General features: G+C 74.9%; 23 protein-coding genes and 1 pseudogene. 16 read left to right on the top strand and 8 right to left on the bottom strand.

Going from position 1 to position 25724, the window contains the following annotated elements:
• Positions 1–54 precede the first annotated feature (54 nt).
• The 12 genes from AB0K43_RS13305 (at position 55) to AB0K43_RS13360 (ending at position 13113) form a co-directional block, all read left to right on the top strand.
• On the top strand, positions 55–804 hold the full coding sequence (locus tag AB0K43_RS13305; protein WP_363639003.1) for a response regulator transcription factor: 750 nt from the start codon (positions 55–57) through the stop codon (positions 802–804).
• A complete protein-coding gene (locus tag AB0K43_RS13310) occupies positions 801–2210 on the top strand; it encodes a HAMP domain-containing sensor histidine kinase (RefSeq protein ID WP_363639005.1) in 1410 nt (469 codons plus the stop codon). The genes AB0K43_RS13305 and AB0K43_RS13310 overlap by 4 nt, the downstream gene beginning before the upstream one ends.
• Positions 2211–2360: 150 nt before the next feature.
• Complete coding sequence (locus AB0K43_RS13315; protein ID WP_363639007.1) at positions 2361–3302, top strand: RICIN domain-containing protein; 942 nt, start codon at positions 2361–2363, stop codon at positions 3300–3302.
• A gap of 231 nt (positions 3303–3533) precedes the next feature.
• Complete coding sequence (locus tag AB0K43_RS13320; protein WP_363639009.1) at positions 3534–3983, top strand: hypothetical protein; 450 nt, start codon at positions 3534–3536, stop codon at positions 3981–3983.
• Between the two features lie 104 nt (positions 3984–4087).
• Entirely contained in the window at positions 4088–4894 is an 807-nt protein-coding gene (locus AB0K43_RS13325) for an ABC transporter ATP-binding protein (protein ID WP_363639011.1), read from the top strand.
• On the top strand, positions 4891–7467 hold the full coding sequence (locus AB0K43_RS13330) for an FtsX-like permease family protein (protein WP_363639013.1): 2577 nt from the start codon (positions 4891–4893) through the stop codon (positions 7465–7467). Before AB0K43_RS13325 ends, AB0K43_RS13330 begins: the two co-directional genes overlap by 4 nt.
• A 150-nt stretch (positions 7468–7617) precedes the next feature.
• The gene (locus AB0K43_RS13335; protein ID WP_363639015.1) at positions 7618–9063 is read left to right on the top strand and encodes a glyceraldehyde-3-phosphate dehydrogenase; all 1446 of its coding nucleotides are present in this window, start codon (positions 7618–7620) and stop codon (positions 9061–9063) included.
• Positions 9064–9220: 157 nt separating this feature from the next.
• The gene (locus tag AB0K43_RS13340) at positions 9221–9787 is read left to right on the top strand and encodes a TetR/AcrR family transcriptional regulator (protein WP_363639017.1); all 567 of its coding nucleotides are present in this window, start codon (positions 9221–9223) and stop codon (positions 9785–9787) included.
• A gap of 114 nt (positions 9788–9901) precedes the next feature.
• Positions 9902–10441 (top strand): SRPBCC family protein, encoded by a 540-nt coding sequence (locus AB0K43_RS13345; protein WP_363639019.1) that lies wholly within the window; start codon positions 9902–9904, stop codon positions 10439–10441.
• A 93-nt stretch (positions 10442–10534) separates the two neighbouring features.
• Positions 10535–11890, top strand: a complete 1356-nt coding sequence (locus tag AB0K43_RS13350; RefSeq protein ID WP_363639021.1) for a carotenoid oxygenase family protein — start codon at positions 10535–10537, stop codon at positions 11888–11890.
• Positions 11891–11952: 62 nt separating this feature from the next.
• The gene (locus AB0K43_RS13355) at positions 11953–12192 is read left to right on the top strand and encodes a hypothetical protein (RefSeq protein WP_363639023.1); all 240 of its coding nucleotides are present in this window, start codon (positions 11953–11955) and stop codon (positions 12190–12192) included.
• A gap of 156 nt (positions 12193–12348) precedes the next feature.
• Positions 12349–13113 carry an alpha/beta hydrolase gene (locus AB0K43_RS13360; RefSeq protein WP_363639025.1) on the top strand — a complete coding sequence of 255 codons (765 nt, stop codon included), beginning with the start codon at positions 12349–12351 and terminating at the stop codon, positions 13111–13113.
• A 55-nt stretch (positions 13114–13168) separates the two neighbouring features.
• Here AB0K43_RS13360 and AB0K43_RS13365 read toward each other — a convergent pair whose 3' ends face one another.
• Positions 13169–14599, bottom strand: a complete 1431-nt coding sequence (locus AB0K43_RS13365; RefSeq protein WP_363639027.1) for an MFS transporter — start codon at positions 14597–14599, stop codon at positions 13169–13171.
• Positions 14600–14703: 104 nt separating this feature from the next.
• Positions 14704–15645: a class I SAM-dependent methyltransferase gene (locus tag AB0K43_RS13370; RefSeq protein WP_363639029.1), complete on the bottom strand. Its 942-nt coding sequence runs from the start codon at positions 15643–15645 to the stop codon at positions 14704–14706.
• Positions 15646–15723: 78 nt separating this feature from the next.
• On the opposite strand from AB0K43_RS13370, the gene AB0K43_RS13375 reads away from it, so the two are divergent.
• On the top strand, positions 15724–16308 hold the full coding sequence (locus tag AB0K43_RS13375; protein WP_363639031.1) for an XRE family transcriptional regulator: 585 nt from the start codon (positions 15724–15726) through the stop codon (positions 16306–16308).
• Between the two features lie 41 nt (positions 16309–16349).
• Here the strand turns inward: AB0K43_RS13375 and AB0K43_RS13380 are convergent, their stop codons facing one another.
• The 4 genes from AB0K43_RS13380 to AB0K43_RS13395 all read right to left on the bottom strand — a co-directional run bounded on the left by AB0K43_RS13380 (position 16350) and on the right by AB0K43_RS13395 (position 21003).
• Positions 16350–16589 carry a three-helix bundle dimerization domain-containing protein gene (locus tag AB0K43_RS13380; RefSeq protein ID WP_363639033.1) on the bottom strand — a complete coding sequence of 80 codons (240 nt, stop codon included), beginning with the start codon at positions 16587–16589 and terminating at the stop codon, positions 16350–16352.
• 114 nt (positions 16590–16703) lie between these two features.
• Positions 16704–18422, bottom strand: a complete 1719-nt coding sequence (locus tag AB0K43_RS13385; RefSeq protein ID WP_363639035.1) for a SpoIIE family protein phosphatase — start codon at positions 18420–18422, stop codon at positions 16704–16706.
• 151 nt (positions 18423–18573) lie between these two features.
• The gene (locus AB0K43_RS13390) at positions 18574–19506 is read right to left on the bottom strand and encodes an ADP-ribosylglycohydrolase family protein (RefSeq protein WP_363639037.1); all 933 of its coding nucleotides are present in this window, start codon (positions 19504–19506) and stop codon (positions 18574–18576) included.
• Between the two features lie 75 nt (positions 19507–19581).
• Positions 19582–21003, bottom strand: a complete 1422-nt coding sequence (locus AB0K43_RS13395; protein WP_363639039.1) for an MFS transporter — start codon at positions 21001–21003, stop codon at positions 19582–19584.
• 248 nt (positions 21004–21251) lie between these two features.
• Here AB0K43_RS13395 and AB0K43_RS13400 point away from each other — a divergent pair, with 248 nt between their 5' ends.
• Complete coding sequence (locus AB0K43_RS13400; RefSeq protein ID WP_363639041.1) at positions 21252–21830, top strand: helix-turn-helix domain-containing protein; 579 nt, start codon at positions 21252–21254, stop codon at positions 21828–21830.
• Positions 21831–21841: 11 nt separating this feature from the next.
• Here the strand turns inward: AB0K43_RS13400 and AB0K43_RS13405 are convergent, their stop codons facing one another.
• Complete coding sequence (locus AB0K43_RS13405; protein WP_363639043.1) at positions 21842–22294, bottom strand: ATP-binding protein; 453 nt, start codon at positions 22292–22294, stop codon at positions 21842–21844.
• Between the two features lie 264 nt (positions 22295–22558).
• Between AB0K43_RS13405 and AB0K43_RS13410 the strand changes: the two genes are divergently transcribed.
• Complete coding sequence (locus AB0K43_RS13410; protein ID WP_363639045.1) at positions 22559–23371, top strand: helix-turn-helix transcriptional regulator; 813 nt, start codon at positions 22559–22561, stop codon at positions 23369–23371.
• Positions 23368–23568 carry a DUF397 domain-containing protein gene (locus AB0K43_RS13415; protein ID WP_363639047.1) on the top strand — a complete coding sequence of 67 codons (201 nt, stop codon included), beginning with the start codon at positions 23368–23370 and terminating at the stop codon, positions 23566–23568. The genes AB0K43_RS13410 and AB0K43_RS13415 overlap by 4 nt, the downstream gene beginning before the upstream one ends.
• Before the next feature lie 39 nt (positions 23569–23607).
• Here the strand turns inward: AB0K43_RS13415 and AB0K43_RS13420 are convergent.
• Positions 23608–25456 (bottom strand): annotated as a pseudogene (locus tag AB0K43_RS13420) (elongation factor G); the annotation flags it as partial.
• Positions 25457–25724: the final 268 nt, after the last annotated feature.

Below are 25724 nucleotides of genomic sequence, written 5' to 3' on the forward strand. Positions count from 1 at the left end.
CGCGCACTTCGCGGAGGCTGGGGGCCGGGCGGACGGTGGGCTACGGTGTCCGCCATGACGTCCGTGCTCGTCGTCGAAGACGACCCGATCATCCGCACCTACCTGATCGACGAACTGACCGCGCACGGCCTCGTGGTGCGCAGCTCGCCCGACGCGCTGGGCGCGCTGCGGGAGGTCACGCAGTGGCAGCCGGACGCGGTGGTGCTCGACCTCGGACTCCCCGACCTGGACGGCGCCGACGCGCTGCGGATGATCCGCGGACTGTCTCAGGTCCCGGTCCTGGTGGCGACCGCGCGCTCGGACGACCGGGAGATCATCAAGCTGCTCAACGCGGGCGCCGACGACTACCTGGTCAAGCCGTTCTCCGCCGGCCAGCTGGTGGCCCGGCTGGCCGCCGTGCTGCGCCGCAGTGCGGTGCACACCGTGAACGCCGGGGCGGCCGCGGCGATCGGGGCGCCCGGGGCCGTCGGCGGCCCGGACGGCGGAGCCGCGGTCGGCACGGCCCCGCTGGTCGTCGGCGAGCTGTGGATCGACCCCACGGCCCGCGCCGCGCAACTGGCCGGCCGGGAACTGGCGCTGACCAGACGCGAGTTCGATCTGCTGGAGTTCCTGGCCCGGAACGCCGGGCGGGTGGTCTCCAAGCGGCAGCTGCTCGCCGAGGTGTGGCGCCTGCCGTACGTGGACGAGCAGACCGTCGACGTGCACCTGTCGTGCCTGCGCCGCAAGCTCGGCGAGCGCGCGTCGATGCCCCGCTACCTGCACACCGTCCGAGGTGTCGGCGTGAAGCTGGTGTCTCCGCGGTGAGAGCGACGCTCGCCATGGTCGCGCTGGTGGTCACCTCGATGGTGGCGGTGTCCTTCCTGATCCCGTTCGGCCTGCTGGTGCGCACCCAGGTGGAGACCCAGGCGACCACCATCGCCGAACGGCGGGCGGTGGCCGTCGTGCCCGCGCTGGTGCTCTCCCCGCAACCCGGTGAGCTGGCGGTGGCCGTGGCCGGGATGCGACCGGCCGACCGGCCGTGCGTCCACCTGCCGGAGGGCCAGGTGGTCGGCGAGACGCACGCACCGGCGGAGCTGCTGGAACGGGTGGTGCGGGACCGGCAGTCCGTCTCCGGCGACGTGCCCGGCGGGTGGGTCTACCTGCAGCCCGTGCTGCTGGACGGCGCCCGGGTGGCGGTCGTGGAGGAGTTCGTGCCGCAGGCCGAGCTGACCCGGGGGGTGGCCAGGGCGTGGACGGTGATGGTGCTGCTCGCCGTCTGCCTGGTGATCTCCTCGGTGCTGGTGGCCGACCGGCTCGGCTCCCGGATGGTGCGGGCCTCCCGTGGCCTGTCCCGGGCCTCGGCCGCGCTCGGCGCCGGCGACCTGGAGGTACGGGTGGAGCCGGCCGGCCCCGCGGAACTGCACGAGGCAGGCCTGGCGTTCAACGCGATGGCCGACCGGGTGACCCAGCTGCTCGCCAGCGAACGGGAGCTGGTCGCCGACCTCTCGCACCGGCTGCGGACACCGCTGATGGCGCTGACCGTGGCCTCCGAGCGGATCGGGCCGGTGCCGGGCTCGCCGCAACTGGGATCGGCGGTGCGCCAGCTGGAGTCCGAGCTCGACTCGATCATCCGCGCGGCCCAGACCCCGCGGTCCACCCGGCCGGCGCCGTCCGGGGCCGGTGCCGACGGCCGGGACGCGACCGGGGCCGGCCCGGCGGCCTCCTGCCGGGTGGCCGAGGTGGCCGGGCGCCGGGTCGGCTTCTGGTCGATGCTCGCCGAGCAGCAGGGCCGGGCGTGCACCTTCCTCGCCACCGACGAGCCGACCCGCGTCCAGCTCCCGGAGGACGACCTGGCCGCGGTGGTGGACGCCTTGGTGGGGAACGTCTTCCGGCACACCCCGCAGGGCACGGCCTTCGGGGTGAGCGTGCTGCGGACCGCGCAGAGCGTCGTCCTGGTGGTCGAGGACGCCGGGCCCGGCATCGCGGACCCGGACGGTGCGCTGTCCCGCGGCGCCAGCACCGGCGGATCGACCGGCCTCGGGCTGGACATCGCGCACAGCGCCGCCAACGCCACCCGCGGCCGGGTCCGCCTGCTCCGCAGCCGGCTGGGCGGCGCGCACGTCGAGGTGGTGCTCGGGCTCGCGCCGGATCCGGAGCGCGGTCTCGCCGCGTCCTGGGGCCACCGGCGCCGCCGCGTGGTGGAGCGCCGGCGCCTGCGGCGGCAGGCCTGAACCGGGGCCGTGGCGTCGGCCAGGAGATTTCTGTTATTCCGGTCCGGCCCCTGCATCTCCTGAACGGGTGACCAGGGTGACCAGGGTGACCAGGGTGACCAGGGCGGGCGGTGGCCGCCGGGACCGGCGGCTGAGGACAGGAGTTCTGCCATGGGAGCAGCACCGCGGTGCGCGGCGTGCGAGCGGACCGGGCCGACGTACGGATGCCGGTGCGGCTGGCAGCACGCGGCGCGGGCGGCCCCCGGAGCGGCCCCGGGAGCGGCTCTCCAGGAGGCGCGGACCCAGTGGCTGCCCGCGGCCCGGGTGCCCGTCGGGCCGGCCGGCCCACCGACCGGGCCCGGCTCGCAGCCGACCTCCGACCCGCTGACCGGCCCCGGCCTGCCGACGGCCCTGGGCCCGGCCGGCCGCGGCCGGGTCGACCGGCGCAGGGTCTACCCGGCGATCGAGGCCCGGCTGCGAGCACCCCAGGTCGTCGGCATGCTGGCTGCCGGGATGGTGGCCACCACCGCGGCCGTCACCGTCCTGGCCGTCGTCACGACCCCCGACGGGCTGAGCACCTCGGTCGCGGCGCCCCAGCTGCCGTCCAACCGGCCGCCGGCCGCCTCTCCCACGCCGTCACCTTCGCCGTCGCCCTCACCGTCACCCTCGCCCTCACCGTCGCCCTCGACCGACTCGCCCTCGCCCACCGCCTCGCCGTCGTCCGCGGCCGCCGTGCCGACCCTGAAGATCCTGGTCAGCGCGGCCTCGGGGCGGTGCCTGACCGCCAGCGGGGCCACCCGGGTCGACATCCGGGACTGCGACGGCGGCCACGGCCAGCAGTGGACCCTCACCAGCTCCGGCGAGGTCCGCGACCGGGACGGCGACTGCCTCGACCCGTGGAACGCCTCCGTGCAGCCCGGCACACCGGTGCTGGTCCGGCCCTGCACCAAGGACGACAACCAGAAGTGGCGGACCGGGGTGAGCGGCGCCCTGGTCGGGGTGCGCTCCGGCCTGTGCCTGGACGTCTACAACGGCCGTACCGGCAACGGGACCACGGTGCAGCTGTGGTACTGCGGCGTGCACCAGACCAACCAGACCTGGACCGTCACCTGAGCGGGAGCCTTAGCCGAACCTGAGCGCAACCCTAGGGGTCCGTGAGGGATCCCCCGAAGCCCGCGCACCGCTCCTACCATCGGGTACGCGGGCCCCCGGCGCCGCCCGACTCCGGATGCTCGCGGCCGCGGCCACCCGCTGCGGCGCACCGCGACCACCAACCGAGGAGAGCGATCTGTGAGCCGGTTCTCGCGACGTCCCGCCACGCGGTCGAGCCACGAGCAAGGGGTCGTGCTCCGGGCCAGAGCGATCAGGTGCCTGGAGCAGAAGGCGGCCGAACTCTGGTCCCAGGTACCGGCGGTGTTCCCCGACGGCACCCCGTTCCGGGCCAGGACGGCCTTCGAGGAAGTGGTGGCGCTCGGCCGGCTGCTCATCCTCTCCTCCCCGCCCAACGGGGCGGAGCTGATGGGGCACTGCCTCAACGCCCTGGCCGGCCTCGCCACGGTGGCCGACCCCGCCTCGTACACCGTCCACGCGAGCATCCAGGCCACCACGGCCCGCCGGCTGCTGCTGCGGGACGGCCTGGCGGCATGGGACCAGACCCTGACCCGGGCCCTGCTCCTGACGGTCCGCTACCACCGCAAGGCCGGCCACCGGCCGAGCGCCGCCGACGCCCCCGAGCTGCCCGCCCCGGCCGTCGCCCACGGGCCGCAACCGGGGCTGCGCCAGGGGTGGGGATAACCCCACCGTCGGTCCGCCGGTGGCCTCCATGGTGCGGCGGGTGCGCTCTTCCTAGCCTGGAACTCGTCGCTGACCAGTGATGATTCCGGACGGAAGGCTCCACCATGGCACCCCGCCACGACCGCACCCACGCCGAACAGGCCGGGCCGTACGGGCGCCCCGCCGCCCCTGCCGCGATCGAGCTGCGCGCGGTCCGGCGCAGCTACGGGCGGGGCGGCGAGGCCGTGCAAGCGCTGCGCGGGGTCGACCTGACGCTCGCCCGGGGCAGCTTCACCGCCGTCATGGGCCCCTCCGGATCCGGCAAGAGCACCTTCCTGCAGTGCGCGGCCGGCCTGGACCGTCCGGACGGCGGCGAGGTGTACCTGGGTGGCGAGGAGATCACCCGGCTGAGCGAGAACCGGCTCACCAAGCTGCGCCGCAGCCGGATCGGCTTCGTCTTCCAGTCCTTCAACCTGCTCCCCTCGCTGACGGTGCTGCAGAACGTCCTGCTCCCGCAGCGCCTGGCCGGAGGACGCCAGGACCGGGGCCGGGCGCGGGAGTTGCTGGCCCAGGTCGGTCTCGGCGAGCACGCCGGACGGCGGCCCGGCCAGCTCTCCGGCGGTCAGCAGCAGCGGGTCGCGATCGCCCGCGCGCTGATCACCCGGCCGGACGTGGTCTTCGCCGACGAGCCGACCGGCGCGCTGGACACCCGCACCGCCCACGAGGTGCTCGGTCTGCTGCGGCACGCCGTGGACACCATGGGCGCGACGGTGGTCATGGTCACCCACGACCCGGTGGCGGCCTCGTTCGCCGACCGTGCGCTCTTCCTGGCCGACGGCGCCTTCGCGGGCGACCTCCACCACCCGGACCCGCAGTCCGTCGCCGACCGGATGGTCGCGCTCTCGGCGCGCCCGCTGGGAGCGGCGGCATGAGCAACGGACTCGCGCGCGCCTCGGTGCGCTTCAGGCCCGCCTCCTTCGCGGGCACCTTCATCGCCCTGCTGCTCGGTGCGGCCGTCATCATGGCCTGCGGCACGCTGCTGCAGACCGGCATCACCGCGAGCGTGCCGCCGGTCCGGTACGCGGACACACCCGTGGTGGTCGCGGCCGACCCGACGGTCTCGATCACCGTCAGGACGGGCGAGGAGACCGACACCCGGGAGCAGGCCGTGCCGGAGCGGGCCCGGGTCGACGCGGCCCTGGCCGCCCGGATCGCCGAGCAGCCCGGGGTGGCCGCCGCCCGCCCCGACACCGCGTTCCCGATCCCGGCGGGCGCCGCCGACCAGGCCGGTACGAGTGCCCTGCCGGCCCTGACCGGTCGCGGATTCGCCGCGCTGGGCATCGCCGGCCCGGCCGAGCGACTGGCCGAGGGCCGCGCCCCCGGCGCCGGCGAGGTGGTGCTGGACGCGGACACCGCGCGCGCCGCCCACCTCGCCCCGGGCGCCTCGGTCGCGCTCACCGCGCCCGGTGGCACCGCCACGTACCGGATCTCCGGTCTCGCCACCACGCCGGCCGCCGGCCCGCAGCAGCCGGCGGCCGCCACCGCCTGGTTCGCCGACCAGGTGGCCGACCGCCTCGGCGGCCACCCGGGCCGGGTCGACGCGATCGCCGTGCAGCCGCGTACCGGCGTCGCTCCGCAGGCGCTCGCCGACCAGGTCCGCCGGGCCGTCGGCGGCGCGGCCCGGGTGCTCACCGGCGATGCCCGCGGCACCGCCGAACAGCCCGCGCTCACCGAGAGCCGGACCATGCTGATCGCCCTCGGCGGCTCCTTCGGTGGGGTCGCCACCATGACCGCCGTCTTCGTGGTGATGAGCACCGTCGCCCTGGCCACCGGCCAGCGCGCCCGGGAGTTCGCCCTGCTGCGGGCCATCGGGGCCACCCCGCGCCAGATCCGCCGCACCATCGCCACCGAGGCGATGCTGGTGGGGCCGGTCGCCGGCGCCGTCGGCATCCTCCCCGGACTGGCCCTGGCCCACTGGTGGTTCGGCGAGCTGGCGGACCGCGGCGCGGTGCCCCGGGCGGTCGCGCTGGAGGTCGGACCCGTGCCGATGCTCGCCGCCGTCGGCGGCTGCTCGCTGGCCGCGCTGGCCGCCGGCTTCCTCGCCGCCCGCCGGCCGTCCCGGATGCGGCCCGGCCAGGCCCTCGGCGCCGCCGCCGTGGAGCCCGTCCGCCCCGGCCCGGTGCGGACGGTCACCGGGCTGGTGTTCACCGCCGGCGGGGTGACGCTCGCCGTGCTCGCCGCCAACCTGAACGGGTCGAACGCCGCCAACACCGCGCTCGGCGTGGTGATGTGCTTCCTGATGGCCGTCGCGCTGCTCGGCCCCTGGCTGGCCGGGGCCGCCGCCCGGGTGCTCGGGCTCCCGCTCCGCGCCGGAGCCGGCGCCGCCGGCTCGCTGGCCGCCGACAACAGCCGGGCCAACGCCCGCCGGCTGGCCTCCGCGATCACGCCGATCGTCATGGTCACGGCCTTCTGCGGCACCCTGCTGTTCATGCAGAGCACCGTCAGCCACGTCGCCGGCGAGCAGCTGCAGGCCGGGGTCACCGCCGACCAGGTGCTCGGCAGCGCCGGCCCGGGCCTGCCCGCCGCCACCGCCGACCGGGCCGCCGCGGTGCCCGGGGTGGAGGCCGCCGTCGGCGTGCTGCGCACCGGCGCCGTCTACCGCGACGGCGGGATCCTCGCCACCGCCAACGTGCTGGGCATCAGCGGCGACCCGGCGAAGCTGCCCCGGGTGCTCGACCTCGGGGTGCGCAGCGGCTCGCTCGCCGACCTCGGCCGCTCCGCCGACACCGTCGCGCTGGACACCGGCCTGGCCGACGCGCTCGGCGTCAAGGTCGGCGACCGTGCCCCGCTCTGGCTCGGCGACGGCACCGAGGCCCGCCCGACCGTGGTCGCCACCTACGGACGCGGCCTCGGCTTCGGCCAGGTGCTGCTGCCCCGGGCGGCCGTGGTGCAGCACGTCACCGCCGGCTACGACAGCCAGGTGCTGATCGCGGACGCGCCCGGCGCCGACCGGGCCGCCGTCGCGGCCGCGCTGGCCGCGGTCGCCGGCCCCGCCGGGGGCACGGTCACCGACCGGGCCGGCTACCTGGCCCGGACCGACAAGGACCGGGAGATCGGCGCCTGGGCGAACACCGTGATGGCCGGGGTCCTGGGCGGCTTCGCCGCCGTCACCGCCGCCAACACCCTGGTGATGACGGTCCTGGACCGGCGCCGCGAGGTGGCGCTGCTGCGCCTGGCCGGCACCACCCGGCGCCAGGTGCGCGGCATGATGCGCTGGGAGGCGCTGCTGGTGGCCGCGACCGGGCTGTCGATCGGCGGGGTGATCGCCTGGGTCACGCTCGTCCCGATCACCCGGGCGATCACCGGCTCGGCCCCGCACGTCCCGGCCGGCACCGCGCTGCCACTGTCCGCCGGCGCCGTGCTGCTGTGCCTCGGTGCGACCGGCCTGCCGGCCCGCGCGCTGCTCCGGCTGCGGCCGGTCGCGGCGGGCGGCGGGCGGCAGTGACCGCGCCCGCTGGGCCGCGCCCGGGCCGGCAGGGGCGGCCTGACCTGGGCGGCTGGGCGGCGGTGGCGGGCCGCTCCGGGTGGCCCGCTGCCTTGATCGAAAAGTCCCAAAGCTAGCATGTAGGCATCGCCTAGCTCGAAAGATGGACCTGTGACTGTCAACGAAGACGTGTTCACGAACTGGATGAACCGTGAGGAGATCGCGGAGTCGATGATCCCGATCATCGGGAGGCTGCACCGTGAGCGGGACGTCACCGTCCTGCTGCACAGCCGCTCCCTGGTGAACAAGTCGGTGGTCAGCATCCTCAAGACCCACCGGTTCGCCCGCCAGATAGCCGGCGAGGAGCTCTCGGTCACCGAGACGCTGCCGTTCCTGGAGGCTCTCACCACCCTCGATCTCGGTCCCTCCCAGATCGACATCGGCATGCTCGCGGCGACCTACCGCGCCGACGACCGCGGCCTCACCGTCGAGGCGTTCACCGCGGAGGCCGTGGCCGGCGCCACCGGGGCCAACAAGCTGGAGCGCCGCGACTCGCGCGACGTCGTGCTGTACGGCTTCGGCCGGATCGGCCGCCTCCTCGCCCGCCTGCTGGTCGAGAAGACCGGCTCGGGCAACGGCCTGCGGCTGCGCGCCATCGTGGTCCGCAAGGGCCGCGGCGACGACCTGGTCAAGCGGGCGTCGCTGCTGCGGCGTGACTCCATCCACGGCCAGTTCCACGGCACGATCACCGTCGACGAGGCGAACAACAAGATCATCGCCAATGGCAACGAGATCACCGTGATCTACTCGGACGACCCGACCACGGTCGACTACACCGAGTACGGCATCAACGACGCCATCCTGATCGACAACACCGGCCGGTGGCGCGACCGCGAGGGGCTCTCCAAGCACCTGCGCCCCGGTATCGCCAAGGTGGTGCTGACCGCGCCCGGCAAGGGCGACGTGCCCAACATCGTGCACGGCGTCAACCACGACACGATCAAGCCGGACGAGCAGATCCTGTCCTGCGCGTCCTGCACCACCAACGCGATCGTCCCGCCGCTGAAGGCGATGGCGGACAAGTACGGTGTGCTGCGCGGCCACGTGGAGACCGTCCACTCGTTCACCAACGACCAGAACCTGCTGGACAACTACCACGACTCCGACCGTCGTGGCCGTTCGGCGGCGCTCAACATGGTGATCACCGAGACTGGTGCCGCCTCGGCCGTCGCCAAGGCGCTGCCCGACCTCAAGGCGAAGATCAGCGGCAGCTCGATCCGGGTCCCGGTGCCGGACGTCTCGATCGCGATCCTCAACCTGCAGCTCGCCCGCGAGACCACCCGCGAGGACGTCCTCGACTACCTCCGCAACGTGTCGCTGACCTCGCCGCTGAAGCGCCAGATCGACTTCATCAGCGCCCCGGACGCGGTCTCCAGCGACTTCATCGGCTCGCGCCACGCCTCGATCGTCGATGCCGGTGCCATGAAGGTCGAGGGCGACAACGCGATCCTCTACCTGTGGTACGACAACGAGTTCGGCTACTCCTGCCAGGTCGTCCGGGTCGTCCAGCACGTCTCCGGGGTCGAGTACCCGACCTACCCGGCGCCGGCGGCCTGATCCTCACCGATCCCGCCCGATCCGGCCCGCTTCCCGGCCCCCGGATCGCGCCCGCGCAGGGCCGAAGGCCGTTCCCGCCACCGGCGGGGGCGGCCTTCGCCGTTGCGCGGAGGCGGCCGGGGTTGACAGCCAAAAGTGTGAGTGGTTGAGTACTCACATGCAAACGGAACGCCAACGCCAACTCTCCACCGCCGAGGAGCGCCGCGACACGGTGCTGCGCACGGCGATCGGAGCCTTCGCCTCGCGGGGGTACTTCGGCACCACGACCACGGAGGTCGCCAAGGCCGCCGGGATCTCGCAGGCGTACGTCTACCGGCTCTTCCCGAGCAAGGAGGCGCTGTTCGTCGCGGTGGTGGAGTACTGCTTCGTCCGGGTGCGGGCCAGCCTGGAGGCCGGCGCGGCTGCCGCGCCGGGGAGCTCCCCGGAGGCCGTGCTCGACGCGATGGGCGATGCGTACGCCCGTCTGATCAGCGACAGCGACCTGCTGCTGGTGCAGATGCACGCCCAGGCGGCCGCGGTCTCCGAGCCGGCGATCCGCGAGGCCGTGCGCGCCGGGTACGCCCGGATGGTCGAGTACGTCCGCGGGGCCTCCGGGGGTGATGACCGGCAGGTCCAGGAGTTCTTCGCCGTCGGCATGCTGTGCCACCTGGTGGCCGCGATGGACGCCGACAAGGTGGACGCGCCCTGGACGCGCACCCTCACGGCGGGCATCCGGCACTACTGAGGATCCGCCCGTGGGGCGGCGGCCCACCCGCAGGGGGCCGCCGTTTCTTCGGGCCGATAAGTGAGTGGTTAACCACACATAAGAGCCAGACCGATCGAAGGAAGAGAGCCCGACATGAGCACCGACCGCACCGCCACCGACGCCGCCACCAAGGCCGCCATCGCCACCGCCATCGAGGCCGCCGTCGACATCGACACCGCCGCCCTCACCGGGCCCGACGTCACGATCGACGAGAACGCCCCCGTCGTCGTCCGGTTGTCGACCACGGTGGACGCCCCGCTCGCCTCGGTCTGGCGCCTGCACACCGACATCGACTCCTGGGTCGACTGGAACCGCGACATCACCCGGGCGTCGATCGAGGGCCCGCTCGCCCCCGGTGCCACCTTCCGCTGGCGCACCCACGGTCTGGACATCACCTCCACCGTCCAGCAGCTGGTGCCCGGCGAGCGGATCGTCTGGGGCGGCCCGGTGCAGGGCATCGAGGGCATCCACGTGTGGACCTTCGAGGAGGCCGACGGGGTCGTGACGGTGAGCACCGAGGAGTCCTGGGCCGGGGCTCCGGTCGAGGCCGAGCCCGAGCTGCTCGGGGACGCGCTCCGGCAGTCCCTGGAGGACTGGCTCGGCCAGCTGAAGGCCCGCGCCGAGCGCCGCTGACGGCACCGCACCGCACGGCACCGCACCGCACTTCACTCCACCGCACCGCAGCCCTCACCGCACCCGCCGGCACCCGAGAGACGAGACCCCACGATGACCAGCAAGCCCTACCTGACCGGCCACTACACCCCCGTCGCCGACGAGGTCACCGCCACCGACCTGACCGTCGAAGGCACCCTGCCGCCGGAGCTGACCGGCCGGCTGATCCGCAACAGCCACAACCCGAAGCCCGGTGTCACGCCCACCCACTGGTTCAAGGGCAGCGGCATGGTGCACGGCATCCGGCTGCGGGAGGGCCGCGCCGAGTGGTACCGCAACCGCTGGGTGCACACCCCCGCGCTGGACGGCGCCCCCTACCTGACCGAGCACGGCCCGGACCTGACCGCGAGCACCGCCGGCACCCACGTCATCGAGCACGGCGGCCGCCTGCTGGCCCTGTGCGAGGCGAACCTCCCGTTCGAGCTGACGGCCGACCTGGAGACGGTGGGCGCCTACGACTTCGGCGGCCGGCTGACCTCGGCGATGACCGCGCACCCCAAGGAGGACCCGGCCACCGGCGAGCTGCACTTCTTCGCCTCCTCGCCCTTCCCGCCCTACCTGATCCACCACGTGGCCTCGGCCGACGGCCAGGTCCTGGAGAGCCAGGAGGTGCCGGGCGCCAGCGCCGCGCTGAAGCACGACTTCGCCATCACGGAGCACCACGTGGTCTTCCTGGAGGGCTCGGTCACCTTCGATTCGGCCGAGCACTCCGGCATCCCGTACGGCTGGAGCGACGCGCAGTCCTCGCGGATCGGGGTGATGCCGCGCGGTGCGGGCGGCGCGGGCAAGGTCCGCTGGTTCGAGATCGGCCAGGGCTACGCGATGCACCTCGCCAACGCCTACGAGGACGGCCGCGGGCGGATCGTCGTCGAGGGCCCCTCCGTCGGGCGCACCGGCTGGCAGCGCTCGTGGAACTGGTGGGTCGGCGCCCCGGATCGCGGCGCCGAGCCCAACTCCGGTTCGCGCAGCCGCCGCTGGACCATCGACCTGGCGACCGGCCGGGTCGGCGAGGAGGAGACCGACGACCTCACCGTGGAGTTCCCGACCATCAACGACGCCTTCATCGGCCGCGAGCACCGCTACCAGTACGCGCTGGCCTTCCCGAACGACCTCGGCATCGGCAACCACACCCTGGTCAAGTACGACCGCGCCACCGGCGCCCGCCAGCTCCGGCCGGTCGGCACCGGCCAACTCCCCAGCGAGGCCGTGTTCGTGGCTGCCGCCGACGGCGCGGACGAGGATGCCGGCTACCTGCTGACCGTGGTCAGCGACCTGAACGCCGACGCCTCCAGGCTGCTCGTCCTGGACGCCTCCGACCTGAGCCTGCCGCCGGTCGCCACCGTCCACCTGCCCCGGCGGGTGCCCGCCATGATCCACGGCTCCTGGATCCCGGACGCCGACCTCGCCTGACCCGGCGCTCCGACCCACCGCTCACCGCACCGCATACGCAAACAACCCCCGAGGAGTACCCGATGTTCGAGAACCGCGACGAACTGCCGCAGCCGTTCGAGAAGCAGGACGCGCCGCAGGAGGCGCAGCAGGACGGCAAGCTGGAGCGGAAGGCCGACAAGAAGGCGGCGAAGAAGCGCCGCCGCACCCGCCGCCGGGCCGCCGAGGCCGCCGTCTACACCGGCCTGGGCGTGGTCACCCTCGCCGAGCCCTGGCTGCTGCTGCTCATCGTGCCGGCCCTGCTGCTCGCCCTGCGCGACTGATCCGCCTGCCGGATCCGCCCGACCGATCCGCCCGCCGGATCCGCCCCTGGGAGCCCGTCACCCGCACCGCGGGGTGGCGGGCTCCAGGCCTGCCGGCGGCGGGGCGCCGGCGATAATCGGAGGTGCTCCGTCCGGCCGCCCTCTAGGGTCTGCGGCATGACTCTTGATCATGATGTGACCGGGGACGGCCCCGCGCTGGTCCTGCTGCACTCCGCCGTGTGCGACCGCAGGATGTGGGATCCGCAGTGGACGGCGCTGGCCGAGGCCGGGTACCGGGTGGTGCGCTGCGACTTCAGGGGCTTCGGCCGCAGCCCCTTGCCGGCCCGGCGCCACAACGACGCGGCGGACGTACTGGAACTGCTGGACGCGCTCGGCATCGAGCGGGCGGCGCTGGTCGGCTCCTCGTACGGCGGGCAGGTCGCCCTGGAGGTCGCCGCCCGCCGGCCGGACCGGGTGACCGCCCTGGCCCTGCTGTGTGCCGGGCTGCCGGGGCACGAACCGTCCGCCGAACTGCGCGAGTTCGGCGGACGGGAGGACACCCTGCTCGAGGCGGGCGACGTGGCGGCGGCGGTGGAACTCAACGTCGCCACCTGGCTGGGCCCGGAGGCCGACGAGGCGGCCCGCGAGCTGGTCCGCCGGATGCAGCGGGACGCCTTCGAGGTGCAACTGGCCGCTCCTGAAGGAGCCGGGCGGCTCAAGGTCGAGGTCGACCTGGCGGAGATCAAGGCTCCCGCGCTGGCCGTCTCGGGCGCCCACGACGTCGCGGACTTCCGGCAGATCGCGGCCCGGCTGCCCGAGCTGCTCCCCGACGCCCGGCACCTCGAACTGCCCTGGGCCGGCCACCTCCCCGGCCTGGAGCGGCCGGCCGAGGTGACGGAACTACTGGCCGGCTTCCTGCGCGAGGCGGCCCCGGCCGGCTGAGCGCCCCGGCCGGCTGAGCGCCCCGCCCGGCTGGGCGCCCCGCCCGGCCTGCGGCTCAGGCCGGCCGCGCCCGGTTGCCGAGGGCGAGGGCGAGGGCGGCGGCGATCAGGACCGCCGCCACGGCGAAGGTGACCCGCATCCCGGTGGCGACGGCCGCCGGGCCCGCGGTGCCGACGTCGGTCGTCGCCGAGGCCAGGGCGAACACCGCACCCATCACGGAGGCCCCGGTGACGAGCCCGAGGTTGCGCGACAGGTTGAGGAGACCGGAGGTGACGCCTCGCCGCTCCGGCCGGACCTCCGCCATGACCGCGGTGTTGTTGGCCGTCTGGAACACCGCGTAGCCGGCTGTGATCACCACGAGCGGGCCGAGGTAGCCGGCCACGCCGAGCGAGGACGGGAGCACGGCCAGCGCCACGGAACCGGCGGCCGCCCCGACCAGCCCGACGGCGGTCGTCCGCGCCGCGCCGAAGCGGTCGGCGACCCGACCGGCCGGCACCCCGGTCAGCGCGGCGACCACCGGCCCGACCGACAGGGCCAGCCCGACCAGGGCCGTGCCGAGCCCGAGCGTCCTGGAGAGGTAGAACGGCCCCACCACCAGCGTGGCCATCATCACCGTCGAGACCAGCGTGCTCATCGCGAGGCTCGCGCTCAGCCGCCGGTCCCGGAACATCGCCGGCCGGACCAGCGGCGAGGCGGCCCGCGCCTCGGTGCGTACGAAGACGCCGACCCCGACGGCGGCGGCCAGCAGCAGTGCCAGGTTGAGCACCCCGAAGCGGCCGTGCCCGATCGTCATGGCGAGCGCGTAGGCCGCGAGGGTCAGCGCCAGCAGCAGCGTGCCGAGCCCGTCGAAGCGGATCCGGTCGGTCCTGGCCTCCCGCCGGTCGGCGGGCAGGTGGCGGTACGCGAGGAGCAGGGTGATCAGGCCCAGCGGCGCGTTGACGAGGAAGACCGCCCGCCAGCCCGGCCCGGAGAGCAGCGCGCCGCCCAGCGAGGGGCCGAGCGCGGTGCCGATCGCGGACATCGTCCCCAGCAGCCCCATCGCGCTGCCGGTCCGCTCCTTCGGCACGGTCTCACCGACGAACGCCAGGGTCAGCGCCATCATCACGGCGGCGCCGAGCCCCTGCGCCGCCCGGGCGGCGATCAGCAGCCAGAGGGTGGGCGCGAGGGCGCACAGCACCGAGGCCGCCGTGAACAGCAGGATCCCGGCGAGCAGCAGCCGCCGGCGGCCGGTGAGGTCCCCGAGGCGTCCGACGCTGACGATCAGGGTGGTGATGCCCAGCAGGTAGGCCAGGACGATCCACTGGACCTGCTGGAACGAGGCGTCGAAGGCCTGTGCCAGCGTCGGCAGCGCGACGTTGGCGATGCTGGTGCCGAGCGAGGACAGCAGCATGGAGAGCGAGAGGCCCGCCAGCGCCCACCGGACCGCCGGTGTTCCCTTCGCCCGTGCGGCCGTGGCCTCGTCAGGTCCTGCGGTGAGCGACTTCAAGGTGGGCTCCGATCTACCGGGTGACTCCCGAGGGCCGGCCGTCGGACGACGGCGGGCGAGGTGGCGGGCGCCGCGGGCCTGCCGGCGCACGGCGCCCGGCGCGGTCAACGGGCCGGGCGGGTGCCGGTGAAGACCGTGGTGGCGGAGAGCAGGAAGGCGTCGGGCCGGCGCAGGATGCCCTCCGGCGCCTGCGGATCGACCAGCAGGTCGAGCGTCTCGCGGTCCGTGGCGTCCAAGGCCTCGCCCATCTCCCGCAGGCGGGTGAGCTGGGCGTGCAGGAAGGCCCGGGCCGTGTCGTCCAGCGGCGCCGGCAGGTCGAGGACGAGGGTGAAGCTGCCGGTGTCGGTCAGCCCGGCGCGGCCGAGCATCGCGGGCCAGTCCTCCACCACCGGGGTGCTGCCCGGCAGTTCGGCCCGCATGGTGGCGAACCAGTCCTCCTGGAGGGCGTCCAGCCGGGCCTGCAGACCGGGCCGGCCGATGCCGATGTCGCGGGGGAGGAAGCGGACCGGCAGGCCGCCCTCCGCCATGGCGAGCAGGCCGCCCGGCCGCAGCAGCCCGGCCAGCCCGGTCAGCGCCGCCTGCTGGTCGCCGAGGTGGTGCACGGCCTTGCTGCTCCAGATCAGGTCGGCCGGGCCCAGACCGCCCCCGCCGGGCCCGTCCGCGGTGGGCAGTCCCTCGGGCAGCTCGGCGTGCCGGACGCCGACCCGGCCGCGGAGGCCGAGCCGCTCGGCGCGGGCGAGGGTGTGCTCCAGCAGCCCGGGCGCGCCGTCCACGGCGACCGCCTCGGCGTCCGCGAAGGTCTCGGCGAGGACGCAGGTCATCACGCCGGGACCGCTGCCGACGTCGAGGATCCGGCGGACCTCGCGGTCCGGGCCGAGCAGCTCGCGGAGGCGGGCCGCGGTCCCGCGCAGGGCCGGGAGCTGCACCTCGCCGTTGCGCTCCAGGTGGGCCGCCATCGCCGCCCAGTCGATCTCGGTGCTGCCGTGCCCGTGCCCGTGGCCCTGCTGGTGCTCGTGGCCGTTGCCGTGGTGGTGGTGTGCGCTCATGCCGAGGAGCGTGCACCTCGCCGGATCGGGTGGCAATTTCTGTTGCCGATTCCGGGACAGCGGGATGGAATGGCCGGCATGGACGAAGTACCGACCTACCAGGCGGTCCTCGAGGAGGTCGCGCCGCGGCTCAGGCGGCTGCGCGACAAGCGCGGTCTCACCCTGGCGGCGCTCTCCGAGCTGACCGGCATCTCCAAGAGCACCCTCTCCCGGCTGGAGTCCGGACAGCGCCGCCCCAGCCTGGAGCTGCTGCTGCCGCTCGCCGGTGCCTACCGGGTGCCGCTGGACGACCTGGTCGGCGCTCCCGAGGTCGGAGATCCCCGGGTCAGGCTGACCCCGCGCGCCCTGGCCAACGGCGGCACCTTCGTGCCGCTGACCCGGAGCCCCGGGCCGCTCCAGGCCTACAAGATGATCATCCCTGACCGGGGCTCCGAGCCGGAGCTCCGCGCGCACGAGGGCTACGAGTGGCTGTACGTGCTGGACGGGCGGCTGCGGATCGTCCTCGCCGAGCACGATCTGGTCCTCGGCGCCGGGGAGGCGGCCGAGTTCGACACCCGCGTGCCGCACTGGTTCAGCAGCGCGGACGGGCGGCCCGTCGAGGTCCTCAGCCTGTTCGGACGGCAGGGCGAGCGGATCCACGTCCGCGCCAAGTCCCGGACCTGACGGCGGCCCGGCCCGGCGGGGTCGGCCGGCGGCGCGGTCCGTCAGCCGGCCGCGCTGTCCGTCGGCCGGGCGGCGTCGGCGGCGCGCAGGCGGTCGGCGACCTGGCGTTCGACCAGGATCGGGATGAACGAGCGGATCGGACTGGTGTCGAAGCTGTGCCGGGCGGTGTCCACGGCCCGCTCGACGGCGTCCGCGCCGTAGGTGTCGTCGAAGCGCAGGTGCAGACGCACTCCGACCGCGCGCAGCGCCGCCTCCTCCGGTGCGCCGGGATCCTGGTCCACGGTGGCCTCCTCGATCCGGTGCCTCAGACGATTCTCCGCGCGGGCGCGGCGAAGCGCCTTTCCGCCTCGGTGATGCGGGCGGTGGCGTGACCGATGGTGCGGCGGGCGGCGCCGTCAGCGGGGGCGTGGGCGGGCGGCGAGCAGGGCGGTGTCGTCGTCGGCGGGCCGGCCGGCCAGGTGGTGCAGGACGGTGTCGAGCAGGTCGTCCAGGTCGCCGGAGGCGGGCAGCGGGAGGTCGGCGAGCCTGGCCAGCGAGACGTCGATGTCCTCGCCGCGGCGCTCCACCAGGCCGTCGGTGTAGAGCAGCAGCGTCTGCCCCGGGGTGAGCGGGCGGATGGTCTGCTCGTAGTCGGCGAGGCCGGTGCCCAGCGGTGGGCCGGTGGGCAGTTGGAGGAGTTCGGTGGGCCGGCCCGGGGTGATCAGGGCGGGCGGGAGGTGGCCCGCGCTGGCGAGCGTCCAGCGGTTGCGGGCCGGGTCGGCGAGGGCGAGCAGACAGGTGGCGGGGCGGGAGGACTCGTTCTCGGTGATCAGGGTGTCGAGCTGGCGCAGGATCCGGTGCGGGGGCAGGTCCATGCTCGCGGTGTAGCGCAGCATGGAGCGGTAGGTGCTCATGTCGACGGCGGCCTCGACCCCGTGGCCCATCACGTCGCCGATCACCAGCAGGGTGCGGCCGAAGGGCAGCCGGACCGTCTCGTACCAGTCGCCGCCGACCACCGAGCTGCTGCCCGAGGGCAGGTAGCGAGTGGCGAGTTCGAGGTTGGGGTGGGGGTTGGCCGGCTTGGCGAGCAGGGCGCGCTGCAGGTCGAGGGCGACGTGCTGGGAGCCGGTGTAGCGCTGGGCGTTGTCGATGGCGAGCGCGGCGTGACCGGCGAGGTCACCGATCAGGGCGAGGTCGTGGTCGGTGAAGCCGGGGCGCGCGCCGGGCAGCCGGCCCAGCTGCAGGACGCCGAGGATGTGGCCGCGGGCGGCGAGCGGCACCACCAGCAGGTGCCGGGCCCCGGCTGCCCGGTAGCCGGCCGGGTCGGCGCCGGCCGCACCGCCGCCGGCGGCCGGCGGGGTGCTGCCCAGGTCGATGCTGACGGTCCGGCCGGTGTCGAGGGCTTCGGCGGTGGGGGAGTCGTGGTGGTGGCGGACGCTCCCGCCGGGCCGGGCGAGCGCCGAGGTGTCGGCGCCGCCGAGCGGCCCGGTGGCCAGCGCGGCGCGGTGCAGGCGCACCCGGTCGCCGATGTGCGGGGTCCGGCCGATCGGCAGCAGGTCCACCGCCGCGATGTCGGCGAGCCCCTCGGCGGTCGCGAACCGGGCGAGTTCGGCACAGGTCCGGTCGGGGTCCAGGGTGGTCCCGATCTCTCCGGAGGCGGCCTTGACCGTGGCCAGCCGGGCCGCGGCGCGGTCCGCTCCGGTGTCCGGCTCACCGCCTGCGGCGCCGTCCGCGGCGCGGTCCTCGGCGGCGGCCGCCAGCACGGCGACCACGCCGACCGTCCGGCCGTGGACGGTGACCCGCCGGCAGCTCAGCCGTAAGCCCGGCGCGCCGCCCTCGGGTGGGAGCCGGCCGGTCGTCCCGTCGTCGTGGGGGTCGGCCAGCGCCCGTGCGAGCAGCGGCGCGGCGGCGGCGAGCGCGGAGTCGGCCGCGGGGCGGCCCACCAGCTCCCCCGGTTGTACCCCGGTGGCGCGCTCGAAGGCGGGGTTGGCGTAGCGCCAGCGCAGGTGGGCGTCGGCGACCGCGATGCCGGTCGGCGCGCAGTCGAGCGCGCCGCGCAGCAGCTCCGGGTCACCGCCGCCCGCCGGGGCGGGGGCGCGGGCCCGGTCGTCGCCCTCGGGTGCCTCGCTGTGCACCGTTGCCGCTCTCCCTCGTCACGCACATCACCGGCGTCTGTCCATGATCACGCCGCGCTGCCCGGCCCGCATCCGCCCGGGGCGGGGCGCCCGGGTGCGGCGGTGCGGTCCGGTGAGCATACGGGGAGCGGGTGGCGCGTGGCGGCCCGGTTCAGCCTTCGTGGACCCAGGCGGGGAGCGGCTCGCGCCGCTCGGTCCAGGCACTCGGGACCTCGGCCAGGCCGGTCCGCGCGGCCACCGTGCCGCCGGTGATCGCGCACGTGGTGTCCACGTCGCCGAGCCCTTCCGCGGTCGTCCACAGCGCGTCGGTGAGGCTGTCCAGGTGGTGCGCGGCGGACCACAGCGCGAACGGCACCGTGTCGCTCGCGCGGATCCGCTGCCCGTTGCCGAGCAGGTCGGCGGCGTGCCACGGCTCGGTGTCGGCCGGCAGCTCGGCGGCCCGGCGCAGCCCGTCGCGGATCGCCCCGGCGGGCGTGCGCCCGGCCACCTCGCGCAGCAGCTCCGGGCCGTGCGGCGCGGGGCCGCTCCGGCTGCGGGCCGCCAGGGCGGCGGCCAGCGCCACGGCCACCGCGCCCGCGACGCCCTCGGGGTGCGCGTGGGTGACCTCGGCGGAGAAGGCGGCCTGCTCGGCCACCTCCTCCAGGTCCGCGCAGAACCACGCGCCGAGCGGCGCGACCCGCATCGCCGCCCCGTTGCCGAGGCTGCCCTCGCCGCCGAACAGCCTGCGCGTCTCGGTGCGCCAACCGGACGGCTCCGCGGCGAGCCTGGGCAGCAGCTGGTGCATCCCGTGGCCGTAGCCGCGGTAGGCGTCGGCCAGGTAGGTCGCGGCGAAGGCCTCGGCCAGCTGCTCCTGGTGGACGGCGTCGTGCAGGGTCACGACGCGGTGCACCGACAGCGCCATCGCGGTGTCGTCCGTCCAGTGCCACGGCGACTCCTCCGGCATCCGGCGCTCCCGGATCTCGTCGAAGGCCTGCCGGGCCGGCCGGAACAGCGGGAACCAGCGCTCCCCGAAGGCGTCACCCAGCGCCAGGCCTTCCAGAGCATCGAGCGCGGCATCGGCGGAGGTGGCGGCGGTGGGTTGCATGGCGGCATGCTGCCAGCCCGCCCCCGCGCGTGCACCCGGTTTCCGCCGCCTCGCCGGGCCCCGCCCAGGCGGGCTTCAGCTGCGGACGCTCTCCCGCTGCGGAGCCGCCGCGGCGACCGTGATCGAGGCGGTGCGCCGGGTCGGGACCAGGAGCGCGGCCAGGGCGGCGGCCAGGCAGAACACGGCCAGCATGGTGAAGCCGTGGGTGTAGCCGGAGCCGTAGGGCCGGCCCGACGGCTGGAGGTGGCCGGTCACCAGGCCGGACATCAGGGCGGCGCCGATCGAGCCGCCGATGGTGCGGATGTTGGCGTTCATCCCGGTGGCCGCGCCGGTCTGCGCGGCCGGCACGCTCTGCACGATGAGGTTGCTCATCGAGGCGAAGGCCAGGCCGATGCCGAGGCCGAAGACGCCGGCCGCCAGCGCGACCTGCCACTGCTGCCCGTGCCGGGCGGCGAGCAGCGCGCAGGCGATCGAGCCGAGGACGGCGCCCGTGGTCAGCTGTGCCTTGGCCGGGAAGCGTCCGGCGAGGCGCCCGCCGAGGATGCCGGCCACGAACATCGCGACCAGCATCGGCAGCATCAGCAGGCCGGCGCCGGTGACGCTCGACCCGAAGCCGTACCCCGCGGACGACGGGGTCTGCGCGAAGCCGGGGAGGAAGGCCCAGACCGCGTACATGCCGCCGCCGAAGAGCAGCGCGGCGGTGTTGGTGGTCCGGACCGCCGGCAGGCGCATGATCCGCAGGTCGATCAGCGGGTTGCGGGAGCGGGCCTCGACCCGCGCCCAGAGGGCGAACAGCAGCACGGCCGCGGCGAGCAGCCCGATCACCGTCGCGGAGCCCCAACCCCACCGGGAGGCCTGGCTGATCGGCAGCAGCAGAGCCACCAGCCAGGCGGAGAGCAGCAGCGAGGCGAGCCAGTTGACGCTCCCTTCGGTGCGGGTCGGCGATTCGGGGACGTAGCGGTGGGCGATCAGCGCGGTGATCGCGACGATGATCACGGGGAACCAGAACAGCCAGCGGTAGTCGAGCGCGCCGACGATCGGTCCGGCCAGCACCATGCCGAGACCGCTGCCCACGGCGATCACCGCGGACAGGTTGCTGATGCCGACGGGCACCCGAGCGGCCGGGAACTCGTCGCGGATGATGCCGAAGGACAGCGGGAACAGCGCTCCGGCGATGCCCTGGAGGACCCGGGCGACGATCAGCACGGTGATGTTCGGGGCGAGCGCGGCCACCAGGCAGCCCACCAGCAGGGCGACCAGCGCGGCGACCAGCGTGCGCTTCTTGCCGACCAGGTCGCCGACCCGGCCGAGGATCGGCGTGAAGATCGAGGCGGACAGCAGATAGGCGGTCATCACCCAGGTGACCGTGGACTGCGAGGTGTGCATCGCCGCCTGGACGGTCGGCAGGGCGGGCGTGATCAGCGACTGGAGCAGGGCGAACACGCCCGCGCCGGTCGCGAGGACGCCGAAGGTGAGGCGGTTGGACTGGCGGTTCATCGAGACCCTCTCGGGACGCGGGACGGAGCCGGCCGGCCCGAGGAGGGCGGCCGGGGGGAGCGCGAGGACGGGACGGGACGGGGCGGGACGGGGCGGGCGGCGGTGAGGCCGGTGCCGGCTCGGGAGGGGGCGCGGTGCCGTACGACGGCAGGGCGACCGGGACGCCTCACTGGTAAAGTCGAGGCATGCCTCCAGATTAGCGGAGGCACACCTCCGGTTCAACCCCGGTGTCCGAGATGAGGTCCCCCGTGCCGGAACAGGTCATCGTCAGCGAGTTCCTCGCCGCCCAGCGCCCGCGCCGCGCCGACGCCGCGCGCAACTTCGACGCGCTGCTCGCCGCCGCCCGCGAGGCGTTCGCCGAGCAGGGGGCGGAGGCCTCGTTGGAGGACATCGCCCGCCGCGCCGGCGTCGGCATCGGCACGCTCTACCGCAACTTCCCCGCCCGCCGGCACCTCTTCGAGGCGGTCTACGCCAACGAGATCGACGAACTCGGCCTGCTTGCCGCGGAGTTGTCCGCCGAGCCGCCGTGGGAGGCGCTGACCGGCTGGCTGCGCCGGTTCGTCGCCTACACCCTCACCAAGCGCGCGATCCGCGAGGCGCTGGAGGCGGAGGAGTCGGACATCTTCCTGGCGTGCCGCCAGTCGATGTACGACGCGGCCACCCCGCTGCTCGAACGCGCCCAGGCCTCCGGCGACGTCCGACCGGACATGAGCATCGACGACCTGCTGCGCCTGGTCTCCGGCATCAGCTCGGTGGCCTTCCCCGACGAGGGCCAGCGCGACCGGGTCCTGGCCATCGCCCTGGACGGCGTGCGCGCGAGGGCGTGAGCGACGGGGGCTCAGCGCGGGCACTCGGCCCAGACGGTCTTGCCCGGCGCCGCCGGGCGCGGCGCGGTGCCCCAGCGGGCGGCGAGGTGACCGACCAGGAGCAGGCCCCGACCCGACTCGGCCTCCGGGGCGGGGAATTCCGCGACGGCGGGCGGGGTCCGCTCGGTGCGGGTGTCGGAGACCTCGACGCGCAGCACGTCCGGTGACTCCGTCAGCCGCACCTCGAAGTCCCGCCCGGGGACGTGGCCGTGGCGCACGGCGTTGGCGGCGAGCTCGGCGGCGATCAGGGTGAGGGTCTCGTTGAGCGGGGAGGCGTAGCCGTACCCCCAGTCGTCGAGCCGGTGCGAGACCAGCCGGCGGGCGAGGCGCGCGCCGCGCGGGGTGGAGCTGAAACGCATGGCGAACTCCCGTGCGGGCGGGGCGATGTGCGGCGCGCCCGGCGAGGGGCGGTGCAGGGCTTCCATGGCGTCGAGCGTGCCGCTGCCGCAGGCGGCCGACCAGGGGCGACGCGCGTACTGCCGGGGTCTGTACGGCCGATCCGGTGGCGTGTACGGCGGTGGCGGGCGGGATTGCGGGATGGGGAAGCGACGGTCCGTCACGCCGTGCTACCGTCCGCTCACGGATCACCTGGCCGACCCCGGCGGTGCGGTCGGCACCCCCCAGCCCGGGGCCACGGCGAAGGCGTACCGGGCCGTGCTGTACGGATCGTTTCCGGCGAGGTGGCGAAGGTGACGGAACAGGACGACGGAGCGGGCTTCCTGCGGTGCTTCGGACGGCAGTTGAGGATCCTGCGGGAGCGCGAGGGGCTGACCCGGAGTGAGCTGGGGGCCCGGCTGGGGTACGGCGACGACCAGATCGCCTCGGTCGAGCTCGGCCGGCGGATCCCCAAGCCCGAGCTGATCGACAAGGCCGACGAGGTGCTGAACGCGGGCGGGGTCCTGCGGGCGATGAAGGAGGAGGTCGCACGGGCCCGGTACCCGGCGTTCTTCCGCGACGCGGCCCGGCTGGAGGCGGAAGCCGTCGAGCTGCATGTGTACGACGCCCTCGTGGTGAACGGCCTGTTGCAGACGGAGGAGTATGCGCGGGCGGTCTTCTCGATGATGCGGCCGCCGCTCGACGACGACGTCATCGACCAGCGGGTGTCGGCCCGGCTCGCGCGGCAAGGTCTGTTCACCCGGCGGCCCACGCCGATGATGAGCTTCGTCATGGACGAGTCCGTCCTGCGCAGACCGATCGGTGGGGGAGGCGTGTTGCGTGGTCAGCTGGAGCAGATCCTGCTCGTCGGCCAGCAACGGAGCGTCGAGGTCCAGGTCATGCCCCTGCATCGCGACCAGCACGCGGGGCTCGCGGGGCCGTTCACCTTGATCGAGACGAAGGACGGCCGCAGGGTCGCCTACGTCGAGGTGCAGAATGTGAGCCACGTACACACGGAGCGGCATCTGGTCCGGGGGCTGGAGGCCAAATACGGCATCCTCCGTGCTCAGGCGCTCACGCCTCAGGAGTCGCTGGGGCTCGTCGAGGAGTTGCTGGGAGAGCTATGAACGTGGACCGGACGGCATCCAGGAGCTGGATCAAGAGCAGTTACAGCAGCGAGGAGGGTGGCCAGTGCGTCGAGGTGGCCGCCTGTGCCGGCGCCGTCCAGGTCCGTGACTCGAAGGACCAGGCCGGGCCGGTGCTGGCGTTCGATCGCGCCGCCTGGCAGGCCTTCGTCCGGTTCGCCGCCGGGCATGGCGCCTGACGGCCCCGCCCGTGGGTGGGCGGGGCCGTCAGGTGCCGGTTACCGCGGGGCCGGGGTGTGGCCGGCGGGGCGGGTGGTGAAGGTGCCGCGGCCCTGGGTGCGGCTGCGCAGGCGGGTCGCGTAGCCGAACAGCTCGGCCAGCGGCACGGTGGCCGTCAGCACCGCCGTGCCGGCCCGCGAGGTCGAGCCGCAGACCCGGCCGCGCCGTGCCGCGAGGTCACCGAGCACCCCGCCGACCGCCTCCTGCGGCACCATGGCGGTGACTTCGGCCACCTGCTCCAGCAGCACCATGGTGCAGGCCCGCAGCGCCTCCCGGAGCGCGAGCCGGCCGGCCGTGCGGAAGGCCGGCTCGGAGGAGTCCTTCACATGGGTCGCCCCGTCCGTCAGGGTGACCCGCAGCCCGGTCACCGGGTGACCGGCGAGCGGCCCCCTCGGCCAGCGCGTCCCGGCAGCCGGCCTCGACCGCCCGGACGTACTCCTGCGGCACCCGCCCGCCGACCACGGTCGACCGGAAGGCGAACTCGCCGTCCAGCGGCTCCACATCGAGCACGACCTGGGCGAACTGGCCCGCGCCGCAGTCCTGTTTGACGTGCCGGTGCACCAGCCCCCGCACCCCGGCGACGACCGTCTCCCGGTACGAGACCTGCGGCCGGCCGGCGCCGATCTCCAGCCCGTGCGCCCGGCGGATCTTCTCCACCGGCACCTCCAGGTGCAGTTCGCCCATCCCGGGCAGCACGGTCTGCCCGGTCTCCGGGTCGGTCCGCACCACCAGCGAAGGGTCCTCCTCCACCAGCCGCGCCAGCGCCGACACCAGCCGATCGGTGTCCGTGCCGCGACGGGCCTCGACCGCCACCGTGACCACCGGGGCGGCCGCGGCCTTCGGCCCGACGACCGCGACGATGTCCCCGGCCACCGCCTGCTCCACCTCGGCGTGCCGATCGGCCTGCACCCGCAGGATCCGGGCGACCCGCTCGCCGCGCCCGGCGCCCGCGTCCAGCACCGTGTCCCCCTTGCGGACCGTGCCGGAGTACACCCGCAGGAAGGTCAGCCGGCCGGTGGTGGTGGAGTTCACCTTGAACACCAGCCCGGCGAACGGCGCCGTCGGGTCGGCGGCCCGTTCCTGCTCGGCGCCGTCCAGGGTGCCGCGCACCGCGGGCACGTCCAGCGGCGAGGGCAGGTACGCCACCACGGCGTCCAGCAGCGGTTCGATCCCGCGGTTGCGGTAGGCCGAGCCGCACAGCACGACCACGCCCTCACCGGTGCGGGTGAGGTCGCGCAGCGCGGCGGTCAGGGTCGGCGCGGAGAGTGTCGACCGCGCGCAGAACTCCTCCAGCGCCGCCGGGTGGAGTTCGCCCACCGCCTCCGCCAGCAGGCCGCGCCGCCGCTGCGCCTCGGCCAGCAGGGCGTCCGGCACCGGGCCCTCCTGGAGGCCGCCCTCGCCGCCGTCCGCCCGGACCAGCGAGCGCAGCCGGACCAGGTCGACCACGCCGGTGAGGCCGTCCTCCCGACCGATCGGCAGCCGGACCACCAACGGCGCCGGGTGCAGCCGCCGGCGGATCGACTCGACCGCGGCGTCGAGGTCGGCGCCGGCGCGGTCCAGCTTGTTGACGAAGGCGATCCGCGGCACCCCGTGCCGGTCGGCCTGCCGCCACACCGACTCGCTCTGCGGTTCGACCCCGGCGACGGCGTCGAAGACCGCGACCGCGCCGTCGAGCACCCGCAGCGAGCGCTCCACCTCGTCGGCGAAGTCGACGTGGCCGGGGGTGTCGATCAGGTTGATCCGGTGGCCGTCCCCGGCGCAGCTCACCGCCGCGGCGAAGATGGTGATCCCGCGGTCGCGCTCCTGGGGGTCGAAGTCGGTGACGGTGGTGCCCTCGTGCACCTCGCCGCACAACCTCGTACCGCGACGAGGGGACGACGACAGCGGTGCGGTAGCGCACGGCCGGTCTGCCCCCACTCGTCACGGAGCGCGCCGCAAGGTGGTTGCGGCGCGCGGATCGTGAGGAGTCCAGGGAGTGGGCGGCGGCCCGGGGAAGTGGTTTTCCGCCCCCCTGCCGGCCGTGGCCGGGGGGTTCGGTCCTGCCGTCCCGGGTCACTGCGCCGCAGGTGGGGCGTAGTACCGCGGTACCACCGGCCGGGCGAGGTTCCCGCCCCGG

The sequence above is a fragment of the Kitasatospora sp. NPDC049258 genome (genome assembly GCF_040678895.1).
Taxonomy (GTDB): Bacteria; Actinomycetota; Actinomycetes; order Streptomycetales; family Streptomycetaceae; genus Kitasatospora.

What these genes read in the sequence shown, in the direction of transcription:
- AB0K43_RS13305 (WP_363639003.1), top strand. Translation starts at nt 55, where the DNA reads ATGACGTCCGTGCTCGTCGTCGAAGACGACCCGATCATCCGCACCTAC.
- AB0K43_RS13315 (WP_363639007.1), top strand. Translation starts at nt 2,361, where the DNA reads ATGGGAGCAGCACCGCGGTGCGCGGCGTGCGAGCGGACCGGGCCGACG.
- AB0K43_RS13325 (WP_363639011.1), top strand. Translation starts at nt 4,088, where the DNA reads ATGGCACCCCGCCACGACCGCACCCACGCCGAACAGGCCGGGCCGTAC.
- AB0K43_RS13330 (WP_363639013.1), top strand. Translation starts at nt 4,891, where the DNA reads ATGAGCAACGGACTCGCGCGCGCCTCGGTGCGCTTCAGGCCCGCCTCC.
- AB0K43_RS13340 (WP_363639017.1), top strand. Translation starts at nt 9,221, where the DNA reads ATGCAAACGGAACGCCAACGCCAACTCTCCACCGCCGAGGAGCGCCGC.
- AB0K43_RS13345 (WP_363639019.1), top strand. Translation starts at nt 9,902, where the DNA reads ATGAGCACCGACCGCACCGCCACCGACGCCGCCACCAAGGCCGCCATC.
- AB0K43_RS13350 (WP_363639021.1), top strand. Translation starts at nt 10,535, where the DNA reads ATGACCAGCAAGCCCTACCTGACCGGCCACTACACCCCCGTCGCCGAC.
- AB0K43_RS13355 (WP_363639023.1), top strand. Translation starts at nt 11,953, where the DNA reads ATGTTCGAGAACCGCGACGAACTGCCGCAGCCGTTCGAGAAGCAGGAC.
- AB0K43_RS13360 (WP_363639025.1), top strand. Translation starts at nt 12,349, where the DNA reads ATGACTCTTGATCATGATGTGACCGGGGACGGCCCCGCGCTGGTCCTG.
- AB0K43_RS13370 (WP_363639029.1), bottom strand. Translation starts at nt 15,645, where the DNA reads ATGAGCGCACACCACCACCACGGCAACGGCCACGAGCACCAGCAGGGC.
- AB0K43_RS13375 (WP_363639031.1), top strand. Translation starts at nt 15,724, where the DNA reads ATGGACGAAGTACCGACCTACCAGGCGGTCCTCGAGGAGGTCGCGCCG.
- AB0K43_RS13390 (WP_363639037.1), bottom strand. Translation starts at nt 19,506, where the DNA reads ATGCAACCCACCGCCGCCACCTCCGCCGATGCCGCGCTCGATGCTCTG.
- AB0K43_RS13395 (WP_363639039.1), bottom strand. Translation starts at nt 21,003, where the DNA reads ATGAACCGCCAGTCCAACCGCCTCACCTTCGGCGTCCTCGCGACCGGC.
- AB0K43_RS13405 (WP_363639043.1), bottom strand. Translation starts at nt 22,294, where the DNA reads ATGGAAGCCCTGCACCGCCCCTCGCCGGGCGCGCCGCACATCGCCCCG.
- AB0K43_RS13415 (WP_363639047.1), top strand. Translation starts at nt 23,368, where the DNA reads ATGAACGTGGACCGGACGGCATCCAGGAGCTGGATCAAGAGCAGTTAC.